The sequence below is a fragment of the Burkholderia cepacia complex sp. TUM26381 genome (genome assembly GCF_057439935.1).
In genome coordinates, this window is record NZ_CM172007.1 from 2,692,288 (window position 1) to 2,708,510 (window position 16,223).

The following is a 16,223-nucleotide window of genomic DNA, read 5'->3' on the forward strand; positions in this document are numbered from 1 at the left end:
GTCAGGACATCAGAACTTCGTGCGGATACCGGCCACCACCGCCACTTGCGACGTCGTCGACGACGGGCCGTCGGCGCCCTCGATCCACGCGTTGCCCACCGACGACGACGCCTTCTGGTAGAAGCCGTTCACGTACAAGTCAGTGCGCTTGGACAGCAGGTACTGCACGCCGGCCGACACCTGCTGATAGTGTCCGCTGTCGCCGCTGCGCGCGACCTTCGTATACGTGTAGCCGCCGGCCGCCATCAGTGCGGGCGTGATCATGTAGCGCAGGCTGCCTTCGTAGTTGTTGAAGCGCAGCGCGCCGCCCGTCGCCTGCCCGAAATTCGAGCCCGTATACAGCAGGCCGAGCGTCGCCGGCCCGATTGCGTAGCTGGCGCCCGCACCCCAGATCTGCTGGCGCACCGCGCTCGACAGGCCGGCGCCGAACACCGATGCCGACGCGGGAAAATAATTGTCCGACGCGACGGCGCCCGTCGCGCTGCTCGCCGGATGGTTCACGCGCGTGTAGGCAGCGCCCGCGTTGAGCGGCCCGTTCACGTACGTGACGCCCGCGCTCCAGGTGTTGTCGTTCGCGAAGCCGGTCGAGTTCGAGAACCCGTACATCAGGTTCGCCTGCAGGCCGGCGATCGTCGGCGAGATGTACTTGACCGCGTTGTTGGTGCGGAACGTGTTGTTGATGTCGTCGTTGTCGAACGGGTGCGTCGAGTACTGCGCGAGGAAGCTGCTCATCTGCAGCGAACCGAGGATGTCCTGCGTCGAGTTGTACTGGCGGCCGAGCGTCACCGCGCCCCAGTTCGCGCCGCTCAGGCCGACCCATGCCGACCGGCCGAACATCCGGCCGCCCTGCCCGAGCGCGCCGTTCGCGACGTTGAAGCCGTTTTCGAGCCTGAAGTTCGCCTTCAGGCCGCCGCCGAGATCCTCGGACCCGATCAAGCCCCAGCGCGGGCCCGACTCGTTGCCGCCCGTGAACTGCCACAGCGAGTGGCCCTTCGCGTTGTTCGTATAAGTCACGCCCGCATCGACGATCCCGTACAGCGTCACCGTCGACTGCGCGTGCGCGGCGCCGGCGAACAGCATTGCGACCGCGGCGCCCAGTGCGGCGCCCGTCTTCCCACCCATCATTCGCACCATCTCCATCATCTCCTCTCCAAACCTGCTCATCGATGTTGTGTTTTATTGATCCTGCCCATACGCGCCGGTCGGCTTGTCTAAGCTTGGCTGGATGGTATCCAGCCGTAACCGCATCAAGAAATGAAATGTTCAACTGGCCATCAGTTGAAAATCGAATGAGGGCGATGAAGGGGAAAATGCGCGGGGGTCAAGCGACCCCGCAAGAGAAACGAAAGCACGCAGGCCGGCTGGACGCGGTGCGTTTTGATCTGACGTGAATGACTTGCGTAAGCAAGCTGACGAAATGGCGACGCGCGACGCCGCTATACGGTTTTCCCTGATAGCCCGTGCATCGGCCGCCGCAACGCGGCGTCGAACGGGTTGGTGCTTGGCCCGATCGCGTCGGCCTGGCGCCGCAGCAACTCGACGACCATTGGCATCCGGTCGTCGCCGAGGCGCGACGCGAGCGTGCCGACACTCAATGCGCCGACCGGATAACCGGTGCGATCGAGGATCGGCACCGCGACGCCGGCCATCCCGTCGAGCACGCCGCTGTTGCGTCCCGCGTAGCCGAGCTGCCGCACGCGTTCGATCTCGGTGCGCAGGTACACCTCGTCGAGCACGCCGTAACCGCGGATGCGCGGCACGTTGAAGCGGATCACTTCCTCGCGCTCGGCTTCGGGCAGGAACGCGAGGATCGCGAGGCTGCCCTGCCCGACGCCGAGCGCGATGCGCCCGCCGATGTCCCCAGTAAACGAGCGGATCGGGAACGGCCCTTCGCACAGGTCGAGACACACGGCGTCGAAGCCGCTCTTCACCAGCAGGAAGATCGTCTCGCCGAGGCTTGCGCACAGCCGCAGCAGCGCGGGACGGCACAGCGTGCGCATGCTGCTCGGGTTGCCGGCCTGCGCGGCAAGCGCGAAGAAATCGACACTCAGCCGGTACAGCTTCGACTGCTCGTCCTGCTCGACCATCCCTTCGGCGATCAGCGATTGCAGGATCCGGTGTGCGGTGCCCTGCGTGAGGCCGACGGCCTTCGCGAGATGCGTGACGCGCACGCCGTCCTGCTGCATGCCGGCCAGTGCGCGCAGGATCGCGAACGCGCGCTGCAGCATGCCGGTGCCCGGTGCGCCAGCCGCATCGGTCGCATCGGCGGCGTCCTCGCCCGCGCGCGGCGCGCGTGCGGCCGGCGACGTTCCGGTCGAATGGGGTTCCTGCATGCCGGCTCTCCTCGATGATTTCGCTGAACGGAATACGGTCACCGCCATTGTCGTCCGGCCGAAATCTCGCGGGCATCCGGGTGTGCACGGGATTGACGCGGCCGTTTCGCGGCCTGAACACCCTTCATCCAACGGAACGATTTGCACGCGATTCCTCCGTCCGTTCCGTTCACCGGAATTTTTCCAAAATTCCTCCCGTTGAGCAGAATTCGAAATTGACGCTCCGAAATATGGCTGGCTAGAGTCCGCCACATCGGTACACCGGCCACGCGGTGTGCGAACCCGGAGCTTCCCATGTCGTTTCTCACGCTTACGGATCTGACGAAAACCTTCGGCGAGCTCACCGCCGTCGCCGACGTCAACCTGTCGGTCGAACAAGGCGAATTCGTGTCGCTGCTCGGGCCGTCCGGCTGCGGCAAGACCACCACGCTGCAGATGATCGCGGGCTTCGTCGACGTCACGCGCGGCCGCATCGCGCTCGACGGGCAGGACATCACGCACCTGAAGCCGAACCGGCGCGGGCTCGGCATCGTGTTCCAGAGCTATGCCCTGTTTCCGCACATGAGCGTCGCCGAGAACGTCGGCTTCGGCCTCGACATGCGCGGCGTCGACAAGACCGAGCGCGCCGAGCGCATCCGCGCGGCCCTCGCGCTCGTGCGTCTCGACGCGCTCGCGCACCGCTTCCCGCGCGAGCTGTCGGGCGGCCAGCGGCAGCGCGTCGCGATCGCGCGCGCGGTCGTGATCGAGCCGCCGGTGCTGCTGCTCGACGAACCGATGTCGAACCTCGACGCGAAGCTGCGCGAGGACATGCAGTTCGAGCTGCGCGCGATCCAGCGCAAGATCGGCACGACGACGATCATGGTCACGCACGATCAGTCGGAAGCGTTGTCGATCAGCGACCGCGTGGTCGTGATGGAAGCCGGCCGCATCACGCAGACCGATACGCCGTACCGTGCGTACGAGCGCCCGGAAAACCGCTTCGTGTCGCAGTTCATCGGCAAGGCGAACCTGCTGCCCGGCACGGTCGTCGCGCACGACGGCGACGCGATCCGCATCGACCTCGGGCACGACCTCGCCGAGACGGGCCGTACCGCGCACCTGCCGCCGCGCGAGCGCGACGTGTGCGTCGGCGATGCGGTGTCGGTCTGCATCCGTCCGGAAAAGCTGCGGCTGTGCGCGCCCGATGCGGGCCGCTTCGCCGCGACCGTCACGAGCCGCTTCTTCCTCGGCAGCCAGTGGCTGTACCGCGTCGACAGCGCGCTCGGCGAAGTGCTCGTGTGCTGCCAGAACGAAGGGGCGGAGCCGCTCGCGGAAGGGGCGCCGGTCGGGATCGACTGGCACAGCGACGCGGTGCGCGTGATGCGCCGGGAGGCCTGAATGGGACAGCCTACCCGCCCGCTCCCGGCCGACGGCGCGCCGGCCGCGCTCGCGCAGCCGGCTGCGGTGTCCGCCGATGCCGTGCCGGCACGCGCCGCCGCCGCGCACCCGATGCGCGCGACGTGGCGCGCCCATGCGCCGCTGTGGCTGATGTGCGCGCCCGCGTTCGCGCTGTTCGCCGCGCTCGTGCTCGTGCCGCTCGCGATGACGTTCATGCTGACGTTCTACCGCTTCGACCCGGCCACCGGCCCGATCGCCGCGTTCCAGTTCGGCAACTACGCGGAAGTGCTCGGCTCGTCGTACTTCCACACGATCTTCGCGCGCACGTTCGGTATCGCCGCGCTGACGACCGCGATCTGCGTCGCGATCGGCACGCCGGAAGCGTACGTGCTGTCGAAAATGCGCGACCCGTGGCGCTCGCTGTTCCTGCTCGCGATCCTCGCGCCGCTGCTGGTGTCGGTCGTCGTGCGCGCATTCGGCTGGAGCATGCTGCTGAACACGAGCGGGCTCGTGAACCAGGCGCTCGGGCTCGCCGGCCTCGGGCCGTACAAGCTCGAATACACGACCTTCGCGATCGTGATCGCGCTGGTGCACGTGATGCTGCCGTTCATGGTGATCCCCGTGTGGACCGCGCTGCAGCGGCTCGATCCGCAGACCGAGCATGCCGCGCTGTCGCTCGGCGCATCGCCGTTCACGACGCTGCGCCGCATCGTGCTGCCGCAGCTGATGCCGGGCGTGCTGTCGGGCAGCCTGATGGTGTTCGGGCTGTCGGCGAGCGCGTTCGCGATTCCGGGCCTGCTCGGCGGACGCCGGCTGAAGGTCGCGGCCACGGCCGTCTACGACGAATTCCTCGGTTCGCTGAACTGGCCGCTCGGCGCGACGATCGCGGTGCTGCTGCTGGTCGCGAACCTCGTCGTGATGCTCACCTATTACCGCGTGCTCGAACGCCGCTACGCACGCAGCCTCGGAGGCGCATCGCGATGAGAAAGAACGGCCCCTTTGCCCTCGCCTTCCACACGCTCGTGATCCTGTTCGTGCTCGCGCCGCTCGTGATCGTCGTGCTCGTCGCGTTCACGCCCGACGAAACGCTGACGCTGCCGACCCACGGGCTGTCGCTGCGCTGGTTCCGCGCGATCCTCGACTACCCCGACTTCGTCACCGCGTTCTTCAACAGCGTGAAGCTCGCGTTCGCGTCGGCGACGCTGTCGCTCGCGATCGCGCTGCCGGCGGGCCTCGCCATCGGCCGCGCGACGTTTCCCGGCCGCGCGTTCCTGAACGGGCTGCTGCTGTCGCCGCTCGTGATTCCCGGCCTCGTGCTCGGCATCGCGCTGCTGCGCTTCTTCGCGCTGATCGGCGCCACCGGCTCGTTCGCGTGGCTCGTGCTCGCGCACATGATCGTCATCACGCCGTTCGTGATGCGGCTCGTGCTCGCGTCCGTCGCGGGCCTCGATCGCAGCATCGAGCAGGCTGCGTGCTCGCTCGGCGCGGACCCGTGGACCACCTTCCGCCGCATCACGCTGCCGATGATCGTGCCCGGCATCACGGGCGGCTGGCTGCTCGCGTTCATCAACAGCTTCGACGAACTGACGATGTCGATCTTCGTCACGTCGCCGCAGACGGTCACGCTGCCGGTGCGCATGTACATGTACGCGACCGAATCGATCGACCCGATGATGGCGTCGGTGTCGGCGCTCGTCATCTTCATCACCGCCGGCGCGATGCTGCTGCTCGATCGCGTGTACGGCCTGAACCGCATCCTGATCGGCCAACACTGATGACGACTTCCGCTTCCCGCTCCACCGGCATCGCGAACGACGGCGCGCAGTTCGTGCGCGTCGCCGAACGCGAACGCGCCGTCGTCGCGTTCACGCTCGACGGCCACCCGGCGCAGGCGCTCGCCGGCGACACCGTGCTCACCGCGATTCTCGTCGCGCAGCGCCGCGTGCGCGTGAGCGAATTCAGCGGCCAGCCGCGCGCGGGCTTCTGCCTGATCGGCGCGTGCCAGGACTGCTGGGTGCGCACCGAGGCCGGTGCACGCCTGCGCGCATGCACGACAGCGATCGCCGAAGGCATGCGGATTCTCACGGCCGCCCGGCCGACGACGACCGGAGACGCGTCATGAGCACCGGACTGCAACCGGCGATCGTCGGCGCGGGCCCGGCCGGCGTACGCGCGGCCGAAGCGCTGGTCGACGCGGGGCTGCGCCCCGTCGTGATCGACGAGAACGCGCGCTGGGGCGGACAGATCTACCGGCAACCGCCGGCCGACGGCGCGTTCGCGCGCGGCAAGCGCACGCTGTACGGCTTCGAGGCCGCGAAGGCCGACGCCGTGCACCGGACGATGGCCGCGCTGCTGCCGCATGTCGACTACCGGCCGAACACGCTCGCGTGGTCATGCGGCGCAGGCCGCGTCGATACGCTGCAGGACGGCCGCGAAGTGACGGTGCCGTACTCGCACCTGATCATCGCGAGCGGCGCGACCGACCGCATGCTGCCCGTGCCGGGCTGGACGCTCGCGGGCGTCTATACGCTCGGCGGCGCGCAGGTCGCGCTGAAGGCGCAGGGCTGCGCCATCGGCCGGCGCATCGTGTTCGCGGGCACGGGCCCGCTGCTTTACCTCGTCGCCTACCAGTATGCGAAGGCCGGCGCGCAGGTCGCGGCCGTGCTCGACACGAGCCCGCTGCGCCGCCAGGCCGCCGCCGCGCCCGCGCTGCTGCGCATGCCGTCGACCTTCGCGAAGGGGCTCTACTACATCGGCTGGCTGCGCACCCATGGCGTCGCAATCGAAACGGGCGTCACGCTCGAGCACGTGCTCGGCGACCAGCACGTCACCGGGATCGCATGGCGCGCTGCCGGTGACGACGCACGGCCGCGCCTGCTCGACTGCGACGCGCTCGGCCTCGGCTTCGGCCTGCGCTCCGAAACGCAGCTCGCCGATCTCGCCGGCTGCCGGTTCGGGTTCGACCCGCTCAATCGCACGTGGCTGCCCGAGCGCGACGCGGCCGGCCGCACGTCGGTGCGCGGCCTTTACGTCGCAGGCGACGGCGCGGGCATCGCGGGCGCCGACGCGGCCGAAGCGTCGGGCCGGCGGGCAGCGCTCGCGTTGCTCGACGACGCCGGCATCGCGTCGCCCGCGCCATCCGGCAAACCCGATGCGGCGGCGCTCGAACGCACGCTCGCGCGCGTCGGCGCCTTCCGCGCGGGCCTCGAAGCGGCGTTCGCGCCGCCGGTCGAGCAGGCCGCGCGCTGCCCCGACGACACGATCGTGTGCCGCTGCGAGGAGATCGACGCGGGCACGCTGCGTCGCTGTGTCCGCGACGGTGCCGCGACCGAGCTGAACCGGCTGAAAGCGCTGACGCGCGTCGGAATGGGCCGCTGCCAGGGCCGCATGTGCGGCGACGCCGCCGCGCTCGTGCTGGCCGCCGCAACCGGCCGTCCGCTCGCCGATGCCGGCCGGTTGCGTGCGCAACCGCCCGTGAAGCCGTTCCCGATCTCGGCCGCGCTCGCGGGCGACGATGTCGCGACGATTCCCGACGAGGCGCGCGATGAGTGAGATCCGGCATTACGACGTCGCGATCGTTGGCGGCGGCCTCGTCGGTGCGTCGGCGGCACTCGCGCTGACGCGACGCGGCTTGCGCGTCGGGCTGTTCGAGCGGCGCGACTGCGGCGCGCAGGCGAGCGGCGTGAACTACGGCGGCGTGCGCTGCCAGGGCCGGCCGGCCGAGCAATTGCCGCTCGCGCTGCGTGCGCGGCGCATCTGGGACCGCCTGCCCGAACTGATCGGCATCGACGGCGAATTCGTCGTGTCGGGCCACCTTCGGCTCGCGCGCAGCGACGCCGATCTCGACGCGCTCGACGCCTACGCCGCGCTCGCCGGCGAACACGGCTTGCCGCTACAGGTGATGCGCGGCGATGCGTTCCGGCGCCGCTATCCGTGGCTCGGCCGCGCGGCGCTCGGCGGCTCGCTGTGCGAGACCGACGGTCACGCCAACCCGCGCCTCGTGTCGCCCGCGTTCGCGCGCGCGGCCCGCGCGGCGGGCGCGGACGTGTTCGAGCACACGCCCGTCGACGACGTTCACCACGACGGCACGCACTTTCACGTTCAGTCAGGCGGCCGCGCCTGCACCGCGACGTGGCTGATCAACTCGGCCGGCGCGTGGGCGAACACGATCGCCGGGCGCTTCGGCGAAGCCGTGCCGATGGAGCCGATCTATCCGAACATGTGGGTGACCGAACCGCTGCCGCCGTTCATCGCGCACAACCTCGGCGTCTACGGCGGCGGCGTGTATGCGCGGCAGGTTGCGCGCGGCAACTGCGTGATCGGCGGCGGGCGCGGCCGCGGCGACGGCGAATTCGGCCAGCCGTCGGTCGATACGACGCGCGCGGTGATGCGCGACGCGTGCGCGCTGCTGCCCGCGCTGCGCGATGCGCTGCTGATCCGCACGTGGAGCGGCGTCGAAGGCTGCACGCCCGACCACAACCCGATCATCGGCACGAGCCGCACGACGCCGCGCCTGCTGCATGCGTTCGGCTTTTCCGGCGGCGGATTCCTGCTCGCGCCGGGTGTCGGCGACGTGCTCGCCGATCTCGTCACGACCGGCGAAACCGCCACGCCACTCGATGCATTCTCGATCGGCCGCTTCGTCCGCGAAGCTGTGCCGGCCGCCCCTTTCCGTCAAGAGGAGACCCAACGATGAAACTGCTCGGAACGATCGCGGCGGCCGCCGCGCTCTGCATCGCAGGCGCCGGCGCGCCCGCGTTCGCGCAAACGAAGACGATCTACGTCGGCATGAACGGCGGCCCGATGGAGAAGGCGTACACGAGCCAGGTGCTGCCCGACTTCGAGAAAGCGAACAACGTGAAGGTGGTCGTCGTGCCCGGCACGTCGTCGGACGTGCTCGCGAAGCTGCTCGCGAACCGCAACAAGCCGCAGATCCACGTCGCGTTCCTCGACGACGGCGTGATGGCGCGCGCGGTCAGCCTCGGCGTGTGCCAGAAGCTCGACGATACGCCGGTGCTGAAGGAGCTGTACCCGTTCGCGCGGATGAAGGACGACATCGGCGCGGGCGTGCAGCTCGGGATGACCGGCATCGCATACAACAAGAAGCTGTTCGCCGAGAAAGGCTGGACGCCGCCGACGTCGTGGATGGATTTCGCCGATCCGAAATACAAGGGCAAGGTCGTGTTCCAGTCGGCGTCGAGCAGCACGTTCGGGCTGCACGGCTTCCTCGCGATCAACCGGCTGCTCGGCGGCAACGAGCAGAACGTCGAGCCCGGCTTCAGCAAGTGGGCGAGCACGGTCGGGCCGAACGTCGTCGAGTACATCCCGAACTCGGCGAAGATCTCGGAGATGGTGCAGACCGGCGAGGCCGGCCTGTTCCCGCTCACGCCCACGGGTGTCGGCGACCTGCAGGACAAGGGCATCCCCGTCGCGTATGCGAACCCGAAGGAAGGCCCCGTGCTGCTGCTCGTCGACCTGTGCGTGGTCGCGAACAATCCCGATCCGCAGCTCGCGCAAAAGCTCGCGCAGTTCCTGCTGTCGGCGCCCGCTCAGTCGAAGGCCGCCGAGGCCGGCAAGCAGATCCCGACCAACCGGCTCGCGAAGATGCCCGCGGCGATGCAGCAGAGCCTCGGCAACGTCGACGATCTCGTGCGCAAGGTGACGGTGGTCGACTGGACCGCGATCAACGCGCGCCGCGCGCAGTGGGATACGCGCTGGAACCGGCAGATCGAGCGCTGATCCCGCACGGGCACGGGCACGGGCACGGGCACGGGTGCGGGTGCGGGTGCGGGTACGGGTGCTGCGGGTACGTTACCGCAACCGCTCGGCGAGCGCGCGCGCAACCGTGCTCAGCGCGTCGCCGCGTTCGAGCGCGGCGCGCGGCCGGGCGGCGTCGCCGTGCGCATCGAGCGCACGCGGCGCGAAGTCCGGCGACGACGAGAACTTGACGATCGTCAGCGCGGACTTCGGATCGACGAGGATCGACTGGCCGAAGCGCCCCGCCGCCGCGAACGAGCCGTCGCCGTCGTTCACCTGATACCAGTAGTCACGATACGCATAACCGTCCTTGCCGGGCACGACGTTGCCCTTCGCGAACAGCGCCGCGTTGTGCGCTGGCTGCAGCGCGGCGCGAATCGTCGCGGCGGGCAGCGTGCCCGGCGCACCGCCGAGCCCGGTGCGCACGCGTTCCGCGAAGCGCGCGGCATCGCGCAGCGTCGTATACAGCCCGCCGCTCGCCATCGCCATCGCGTTGCGGTCCACGGCGACGTATGCATCGTCTTCCGCGAAATCGCGCCACAGCCACCGCTCGACCAGCGCGCTCCACGACTGCCCCGTCGCGCGCTGCATCGCCCACGCGACGGCTTCCGGCGAGCCGTTCTGGTAGAACCACATGCTGCCCGGCGCCACCTCCGGCACGCGCTGCACGGTCCGCAGGAACTCGACGATGCTGGCAGGCGCGCCTTCGCGGTGCGGCACCAGCCCGACCGCGCCGAACAGGCCGAGATCGGGCGGGATACCCGGCGTATAGGCAGTCGGCACTTCCATGTCGAGGTTCTGCTGCAGCGTTGCACTGCCGAACGGCGTGTCGGCCAGCTCCGTCACCGTGCGCGACAACGGCGCGCCTGCGTCGAGCACGCCGGATTCGATCATCTGCGCGGCGAGCAGCCCCGTCACCGATTTCGTCATCGACGCCCATGCGTGCGTCTGGTCGGGCCGGAATCCGTCGAAATAGCGCTCGTAGACGATCCGGCCACGCTGCAGCACGATGAAGCCGTCGGTATGCGTCGCGCGCAAATACGCGTCGAGCGTCAGCGTTTCGCCGCCGATCGTCAGGGGCAGCGCGTCGAGACCGGGCGCCGGCTGCTCGGGCAGCGGCATCGGCGCAGCCGCGTGCCGGATGCCGGCCGTCGGCGCGAGCAGCCGCGTGTTGCTCAACGCCCAGCGCAGGCTGGCCGGCGTGAACGCGTTTTGCTTGTTGACGAGCTGGTCGGCCGGTGGCGGGAAGCCCTGCATCATGCCCGCAGGCGCCGCGCCATGGGTCGGCGCGGCCGGTGCAGCGGTCGCGGCGAGCGCGAGCCCGCCCGCCAGCATGAAAGTGCCGGCAAGCCGGCGGCTGCGTCGGGTCGCTGTAATGCGTCGATGAATTCGCATCGAGTCATGCCTCGTAGTGGAAAAGAATCGGGCGATGCGCCCGGACATTACGGCTGCTGGCCGTCGATACGCAACAGGTTCGACACCGACGTTACGCCGTCGACGCCCCGCGCGACCATCGCCGCAAGCGCCACCTGCGACGTATCCATGACCGAGCCCGACAGCGTCACGCTGCCGTCGCGTACGCGCACGAGGATGCGCGTCACGTTCAGGTTTTTCGTACGGGCCAACGCCGTGCTGACGCGACGCTTCAGCTTGCGATCGGCCGCCTTGCGTTGCGACGGCGACAGGCCGGCCGGTGCCGGCGCTTGCGCTTGTGCGGATTCCTGCGCCACCGGAGCCGCCGGAGCCGCGGAAGAGGGAGCCGCCGCACTCGCGGCATCGGGTTGCGCGCAGGCGGTGATGCTCCAGCACGCTGCCATCAGCAGCGCTGTAGCCAGTCGGAATGAAGTACGCATGATCGGATCACGCTCCTTGAAAGCCGTTGATAGGAAAACCTCAGAACTGCGTCATCAGCCCGATCGACACACCGGTCGTCGCACTCGCGCCGCGCCGCAAGTTCAATGCCGCGATCGTCGCCGGGTCACGCATGTAGGCGCCGGTCATCCCGTTGCGGTCGACTTCGACATACAGCTCGGTGCGCTTCGACAGGAAGTACTCGGCGATCGCATAGGTCGTCAGCTTGTGGCCGTCCGCGCCCGACACGTTGCCGAGGTTGCGCGCGCGGTCGTAGAACGCGGCCGCGCTCAGCTGCAGCGAAGGCAGCGGCTGCACGACGACGCCGAACGACGGGATGTCGTCGCGCCGCGACGGCGCACCGGCCTTGTTCGCCCGCACGTTCAGCGACGCATAGCTCAGGTAGAAGCGCGCGCGGCCGAGTTGCAGCGTGCCGCCCGCCTGGATCGTCTGCGCGGATTGCGAGCCGTCCGGGCTGTACGTCTTCGCATACGACACGCCGCCCATCAGGTCCGAATACGTGTACATCGCGGCCGTCGAATAGCTGGTGCCCGCATGCGCGCTGCCCGCGACGCCGCCGGGCGAATAGTTCGCGCCGAACCGCAGCCCGCCCACCTGCCCCAGATACTTGACCATGTTGTTGAAGCGCGAATCGAGCGTGAAGAAGTTGCCGTCGAACAGCACGCCCGGCTCGACCGCGAGCGACTGCCCGCGCCCGCCGAGCGGATCGAGCGCGATGCCGAGATCCTCCGCGACGTTGAACTGGCGGCCGAGCGTCACGCGGCCGAAATCGCCGGTGAGGCCGACATACGCGGCCTGCGAGAACAGCGTGCCGGACGTCTTCATCGCGCCGGTGCCGCTGTTGAATGCGCCGTCGAGCACGAACAGCGCCTTCAGCCCGTTGCCGAGATCCTCCCGGCCGCGAATGCCGAACTCGTTGCCCGCGATGATGTTGTTGTTGAAGCCGACCTGGCTGCCGCCCGGCAGCCCGTTGACCCAGCGCACGCCGCCGCCGATCCGGCCGAACAGCGTCACGCTCGACTGCGCATGCGCGCTCCCGCACAGCGCGCCGACCAGCGCCGCCGCGATCATTTTCTTCATGTCTCCTCCTGCCGCGTCGTCGCGCGGCGTATCGTGGTGCTGCTACCGTCGAAAGGCGCCGCCCGGCAAGCAGGCCGCACGCCGAAAGCGATGTGACGCGATGCGCGGTGCTAGCGGCCGCACGCGCCGACCGGCGGCGCGGCGTGTTCCGCGTCACCGGCGAGGCGCCGCAGCGAGCGCTGCGGATCGAGGCACCAGGCGCCGAGCGCGCCGCAGGCGATCAGCACGACGCCGCATACGATGCTGGCCTGTTCGAAGCCGTGCGCGACCGACGCGCCGGCCCCCTCGATCAGCATCCCGGTAATGACCGGCGCGCCGAGGCCTGCGAGCGATGCGAAGCCGTTGCTGAGTGCGAGCACGCCGCCGCGTTGCGCATCCGGCGTCACTTCGGCGAGCATCGCGGGGCCGATCGAGTACATCGTCAGCGTCAGCCCGCTGCCGAGCGTCAGCAGCACGAGCTTCGCCGCGCGCGGCATCTCCGGTACCGGCAGCAGGGCCAGCATCGCGCCGGCGATCGCGAGCGTAACCGCGATGAACGTGCCACGCCCGTGCCGCGACGGCATCCCGCGTGCGAGCAGCGTTTGCGACAGCCACGCGAGCGCGAGGCTGAGCGGCGACGTGACCGCGACGAACAGCGCGAACATCCGGCCGGCCTCGTGCGGCCCGAAGCCGAGCCCGAGCTGCAGGTAGGTCGGCATCCACGTGAGCGTCATCGCGAGAATCCAGTTCGCCGCGAAGTGGCCGAGGAAGTTGCCGAGCACCGTGCGGTCGGTCAGCAGCCGCCCGTACGGCACGCGGTCGCCGCCGGCCGTGCGTGGCGCCCGCGACAGCGTGCCCTCCTCGCCGACCACGGCCCACGCAATGCACCACACCACCCCGAGCAGCGCCAGCACCGCGAAATTCGCGCGCCAGCCCCAGTGCGACGTGATGACCGGGATCGAGAGCCCCGCGATCAGCAGGCCGAGCGCGCTGCCCTGGTGCAGCAGCGCGACGGGGAGATTGCGCCGCGTATCGGGAAACCACTTGTAGATCGCGTGCGTCGCGACCGGCGACGCGGGCCCTTCGCCGATGCCGAGCAGCACGCGGCACGCGATGACGACCCAGATCGAGCTTGCGACGAGCATCGGCAGTTGCAGCAGCGCCCACGCGGCCGCCATCGCGAACAGCAGCCATTTCGCGGGCCAGCGGTTCGCGGCGATGCCGCCCGCGACCGCCGCGACCGCGAACAGCCAGTTGAGGCTGCCGCCGATCACGCCGAACTGCGTCGGGCTCAGATGCAGGTCGCGCATCATCGGCACCGACACGAGGCCGAGCACGACCTTGTCGAGAAAATTCACCAGCATCATCAACGCGAGCATCGTCGCGATGGACCACGCCCGTCCGGGGCGGTATTGCGCGCCATTCGTCATGGCTGTCTCCTGTTTCGTTGTCGTGGGCGGCCGGGTGCGTCGCGCTACCCGCCACCGTGCTCGCCGGGTGCCGGCACATGGTCATCGCCGTCCGGCAAGCCGAGCGAGAACTTCACCGGGAAGCGCACCGCGAGCGTGTGGTCTGCCGCCACTTCGCGCGCGACGCCGCGTGCCCGCACGTGCGGGTCGTCGAATACCTCGCCGGCCACCGGCACGCGCGACACCGGCAAACCGAGCGCGCCGAGCACGCGCATCCAGCCGTCCAGCGTGCGGGTCTCGAACGTCGCGCGCAGCAACGCGCCGAGTTCGTGTCGATGCGCCTGCCGGCCCGCGCGCTGCGCATAGCGCGGGTCGCGCAGCGCCGGATACGCATCGCCGAGCGCATCGGCGAACGCGGCCCAGAACTTGTCCTCGAACGTCGCGAGCACGATGTGCCGCCCGTCTGCGGTTTCGAACAGGTCGTTGTCGGGCATCACCCAGCGTGCGGTGTCGGGCGTATCGCGGCCCGTGCGCAGTGCCCACGCGGCCGGGGCGGTCCACGCGAACATCGCGTCGTGGATCGACACGTCGAGGTGCTGGCCGGCCCCGTTCGCGCGTGCGCTCATCACGGCAACCGCGAGCGCGAGCGCCGCATGCATGGCGGCCGCATGATCGGCGAGCCGCACGCGCGGCCGTGCAACGGCGTCATGCAGTTGCGCGGGCACCGACCAGTAGCCGGCATCGGCCAGAAAGTTCAGGTCGTGGCCGGGGCGATTCGCATACGGGCCGTCCTGCCCGTAGCCGGTGATCGAACACAGCACGACGCGCGGGTTCGCACGGGCCAGCGCCGCGTAATCGAGCCCGAGCCGCGCCATCGCGCCCGGCCGGTTACCTTCGACCACCGCATCGGCATCGCGCACGAGATCGAGAAAGCGCGCGCGGCCGTCGGGCGTCTTCAGATCGAGCACGATCGAGCGCTTGCCGCGGTTGAACTGCGCGAACGTGTCGGCGCCGAACTGCCGCAACGTGTCGCCGCCCGGCGGCTCGACCTTGATCACGTCGGCGCCGAGCTGGCGCAGCAGCGCGCACGCATGCGGCCCCGGCAGCAACTGCCCGGCGTCGATGATCCGCACGCCGCGCAGGCACGACCAGGCGGGCGCGTGGTCGTCGCCGGCCGGCCACGCGTCGGGCAGGTCGCATGCGCCTTCCATGTCATCGCGAGCCGTCATGCTTCGCGCCCCGCGCCGGACGGTTCGAGAATCGCCTTCGCGATCGCGTTGCGCTGGATTTCGCTCGTGCCGGTCAGGATCCGGAACATCCGCAGCTTGCGGAACGTCTGCTCGACCGGGTGGCCGCGCGTCACGCCGACGTTGCCGTGAATCTGCACCGCCTTGTCCGCCACCTCGAAGCAGCGCTCCGACACGTACAGCTTGCACGCCGATGCCGTCATTCGCAGGTCCGCGCCCGCTTCGGCCAGCGCGGCCGTGTGCGCGATCATGCTTTCGCACGCCCACAGCGCGGCGGCCATGTCGGCGAGCATGTGCTGGATCGCCTGGAAGCGCGCGATCGGCCCGCCGAACTGCCGGCGCGTGCGCGCATGATCGAGCGACGCACGATACGCGGCCATCGCGAGACCGAGCATCGTCGGGCAATGCAGCAGCCGGTTCACGTTGATGCGCGACATGCCGAGCCGGAAGCCGTTGCCGACGCCGCCGAACACGTTCTCGCGCGGCACGCGCACGTCGACGAAACGGATGTCCGCGTCGATGTGCTGGCCCGACATCGGCACGTACTCGTGCTCGACGCTCACGCCGGGCAGGTCGAGATCGACGAGCACGGCGGTGATCTGCGGCGGCGTCGTGGTCGCATCGGTCACGCACATCACGATCGCGAAATCGGCGAACGGCGCGCCGCTGATGTAGTGCTTCGAGCCGTTGATGACGAGCGAATCGCCGTCCTCGACCGCCGTCGTGCGGATGCTCATCGCGTCCGAGCCCGAGTGCGGCTCGGTCAGCGCGAAGCACGTCGACTTCTCGCCGCGCATCACCGGTTTGAAATAGCGTTCGAGTTGCGCGGGCGTCGCGTACTTCAGCATGTTGCCGATGCGCGGCGGCCCGCCGAGTTCGCCGAGCACGTGCGGCGCGAGGGCCGCGCCGCATGCGGCCAGGTCGGCCTTCAGCGCGCACACCTCGGCGATCGACAGCCCCTGTCCGCCGATCTCGACGGGCAGGCTCGCGGTGTAGAAGCCGAGCGCGGCCGAGCGTTGCCATACGCGGCGCAATACGTCGCGCGGCCACACGTCTTCCGAGTCGAGCCGCAGCTCGCGCTCGATCGGGCGCAGTTCGTCGTCGACGAAGCGCAGCACGGCCGCGCGCAGCGCGACGAATTCGGGGCGTTGCAGATGATCGAACATGGT

At 69.6% G+C, this 16,223-nt stretch carries 15 protein-coding genes; 7 read left to right on the plus strand and 8 right to left on the minus strand.

Annotated elements, in window-relative coordinates; all coding sequences use genetic code 11:
• Window positions 1–9 precede the first annotated feature (9 nt).
• Window positions 10–1,134: a porin gene (locus ACWMMN_RS28760; RefSeq protein WP_155627294.1), complete on the minus strand. Its 1,125-nt coding sequence runs from the start codon at window positions 1,132–1,134 to the stop codon at window positions 10–12.
• Between the two features lie 302 nt (window positions 1,135–1,436).
• On the minus strand, window positions 1,437–2,333 hold the full coding sequence (locus ACWMMN_RS28765; RefSeq protein ID WP_486423467.1) for an IclR family transcriptional regulator: 897 nt from the start codon (window positions 2,331–2,333) through the stop codon (window positions 1,437–1,439).
• 294 nt (window positions 2,334–2,627) lie between these two features.
• Between ACWMMN_RS28765 and ACWMMN_RS28770 the strand changes: the two genes are divergently transcribed.
• Genes ACWMMN_RS28770 through ACWMMN_RS28800 form a run of 7 tightly spaced genes read left to right on the plus strand, consistent with a single transcriptional unit; the run spans window position 2,628 to window position 9,449 of the window.
• On the plus strand, window positions 2,628–3,710 hold the full coding sequence (locus tag ACWMMN_RS28770; protein WP_059237522.1) for an ABC transporter ATP-binding protein: 1,083 nt from the start codon (window positions 2,628–2,630) through the stop codon (window positions 3,708–3,710).
• On the plus strand, window positions 3,711–4,694 hold the full coding sequence (locus tag ACWMMN_RS28775) for an ABC transporter permease (protein WP_342705798.1): 984 nt from the start codon (window positions 3,711–3,713) through the stop codon (window positions 4,692–4,694).
• Window positions 4,691–5,485 (plus strand): ABC transporter permease, encoded by a 795-nt coding sequence (locus tag ACWMMN_RS28780; RefSeq protein WP_174992821.1) that lies wholly within the window; start codon window positions 4,691–4,693, stop codon window positions 5,483–5,485. Before ACWMMN_RS28775 ends, ACWMMN_RS28780 begins: the two co-directional genes overlap by 4 nt.
• Window positions 5,485–5,832, plus strand: a complete 348-nt coding sequence (locus tag ACWMMN_RS28785) for a (2Fe-2S)-binding protein (RefSeq protein WP_174992822.1) — start codon at window positions 5,485–5,487, stop codon at window positions 5,830–5,832. The genes ACWMMN_RS28780 and ACWMMN_RS28785 overlap by 1 nt, the downstream gene beginning before the upstream one ends.
• Complete coding sequence (locus ACWMMN_RS28790; RefSeq protein ID WP_486423468.1) at window positions 5,829–7,262, plus strand: FAD/NAD(P)-dependent oxidoreductase; 1,434 nt, start codon at window positions 5,829–5,831, stop codon at window positions 7,260–7,262. Before ACWMMN_RS28785 ends, ACWMMN_RS28790 begins: the two co-directional genes overlap by 4 nt.
• Entirely contained in the window at window positions 7,255–8,406 is a 1,152-nt protein-coding gene (locus tag ACWMMN_RS28795; protein ID WP_059237527.1) for an NAD(P)/FAD-dependent oxidoreductase, read from the plus strand. The genes ACWMMN_RS28790 and ACWMMN_RS28795 overlap by 8 nt, the downstream gene beginning before the upstream one ends.
• Entirely contained in the window at window positions 8,403–9,449 is a 1,047-nt protein-coding gene (locus tag ACWMMN_RS28800) for an ABC transporter substrate-binding protein (RefSeq protein WP_256086704.1), read from the plus strand. Before ACWMMN_RS28795 ends, ACWMMN_RS28800 begins: the two co-directional genes overlap by 4 nt.
• A 72-nt stretch (window positions 9,450–9,521) precedes the next feature.
• Here ACWMMN_RS28800 and ACWMMN_RS28805 read toward each other — a convergent pair whose 3' ends face one another.
• The 6 genes from ACWMMN_RS28805 to ACWMMN_RS28830 form a co-directional block, all read right to left on the minus strand.
• Window positions 9,522–10,862, minus strand: a complete 1,341-nt coding sequence (locus ACWMMN_RS28805) for a serine hydrolase domain-containing protein (RefSeq protein ID WP_486423469.1) — start codon at window positions 10,860–10,862, stop codon at window positions 9,522–9,524.
• 47 nt (window positions 10,863–10,909) lie between these two features.
• Window positions 10,910–11,320 carry a BON domain-containing protein gene (locus ACWMMN_RS28810; protein WP_256086705.1) on the minus strand — a complete coding sequence of 137 codons (411 nt, stop codon included), beginning with the start codon at window positions 11,318–11,320 and terminating at the stop codon, window positions 10,910–10,912.
• A 40-nt stretch (window positions 11,321–11,360) separates the two neighbouring features.
• Window positions 11,361–12,419 (minus strand): porin, encoded by a 1,059-nt coding sequence (locus tag ACWMMN_RS28815; protein ID WP_059237530.1) that lies wholly within the window; start codon window positions 12,417–12,419, stop codon window positions 11,361–11,363.
• Window positions 12,420–12,529: 110 nt separating this feature from the next.
• Entirely contained in the window at window positions 12,530–13,828 is a 1,299-nt protein-coding gene (locus ACWMMN_RS28820; protein WP_059237531.1) for an MFS transporter, read from the minus strand.
• A gap of 44 nt (window positions 13,829–13,872) precedes the next feature.
• Window positions 13,873–15,036 carry a CaiB/BaiF CoA transferase family protein gene (locus ACWMMN_RS28825; protein ID WP_420874391.1) on the minus strand — a complete coding sequence of 388 codons (1,164 nt, stop codon included), beginning with the start codon at window positions 15,034–15,036 and terminating at the stop codon, window positions 13,873–13,875.
• Window positions 15,033–16,220 carry an acyl-CoA dehydrogenase family protein gene (locus tag ACWMMN_RS28830; protein WP_174992828.1) on the minus strand — a complete coding sequence of 396 codons (1,188 nt, stop codon included), beginning with the start codon at window positions 16,218–16,220 and terminating at the stop codon, window positions 15,033–15,035. The genes ACWMMN_RS28825 and ACWMMN_RS28830 overlap by 4 nt, the downstream gene beginning before the upstream one ends.
• Window positions 16,221–16,223 lie beyond the last annotated feature (3 nt).

Bases quoted from the DNA above. Each gene is read 5' to 3' on its own strand.
- ACWMMN_RS28795 (WP_059237527.1), top strand. From the start codon at position 7,255: ATGAGTGAGATCCGGCATTACGACGTCGCGATCGTTGGCGGCGGCCTC.
- ACWMMN_RS28820 (WP_059237531.1), bottom strand. From the start codon at position 13,828: ATGACGAATGGCGCGCAATACCGCCCCGGACGGGCGTGGTCCATCGCG.
- ACWMMN_RS28800 (WP_256086704.1), top strand. From the start codon at position 8,403: ATGAAACTGCTCGGAACGATCGCGGCGGCCGCCGCGCTCTGCATCGCA.
- ACWMMN_RS28775 (WP_342705798.1), top strand. From the start codon at position 3,711: ATGGGACAGCCTACCCGCCCGCTCCCGGCCGACGGCGCGCCGGCCGCG.
- ACWMMN_RS28765 (WP_486423467.1), bottom strand. From the start codon at position 2,333: ATGCAGGAACCCCATTCGACCGGAACGTCGCCGGCCGCACGCGCGCCG.
- ACWMMN_RS28785 (WP_174992822.1), top strand. From the start codon at position 5,485: ATGACGACTTCCGCTTCCCGCTCCACCGGCATCGCGAACGACGGCGCG.
- ACWMMN_RS28825 (WP_420874391.1), bottom strand. From the start codon at position 15,036: ATGACGGCTCGCGATGACATGGAAGGCGCATGCGACCTGCCCGACGCG.
- ACWMMN_RS28780 (WP_174992821.1), top strand. From the start codon at position 4,691: ATGAGAAAGAACGGCCCCTTTGCCCTCGCCTTCCACACGCTCGTGATC.
- ACWMMN_RS28790 (WP_486423468.1), top strand. From the start codon at position 5,829: ATGAGCACCGGACTGCAACCGGCGATCGTCGGCGCGGGCCCGGCCGGC.
- ACWMMN_RS28810 (WP_256086705.1), bottom strand. From the start codon at position 11,320: ATGCGTACTTCATTCCGACTGGCTACAGCGCTGCTGATGGCAGCGTGC.
- ACWMMN_RS28805 (WP_486423469.1), bottom strand. From the start codon at position 10,862: ATGCGAATTCATCGACGCATTACAGCGACCCGACGCAGCCGCCGGCTT.
- ACWMMN_RS28770 (WP_059237522.1), top strand. From the start codon at position 2,628: ATGTCGTTTCTCACGCTTACGGATCTGACGAAAACCTTCGGCGAGCTC.
- ACWMMN_RS28815 (WP_059237530.1), bottom strand. From the start codon at position 12,419: ATGAAGAAAATGATCGCGGCGGCGCTGGTCGGCGCGCTGTGCGGGAGC.
- ACWMMN_RS28760 (WP_155627294.1), bottom strand. From the start codon at position 1,134: ATGGTGCGAATGATGGGTGGGAAGACGGGCGCCGCACTGGGCGCCGCG.
- ACWMMN_RS28830 (WP_174992828.1), bottom strand. From the start codon at position 16,220: ATGTTCGATCATCTGCAACGCCCCGAATTCGTCGCGCTGCGCGCGGCC.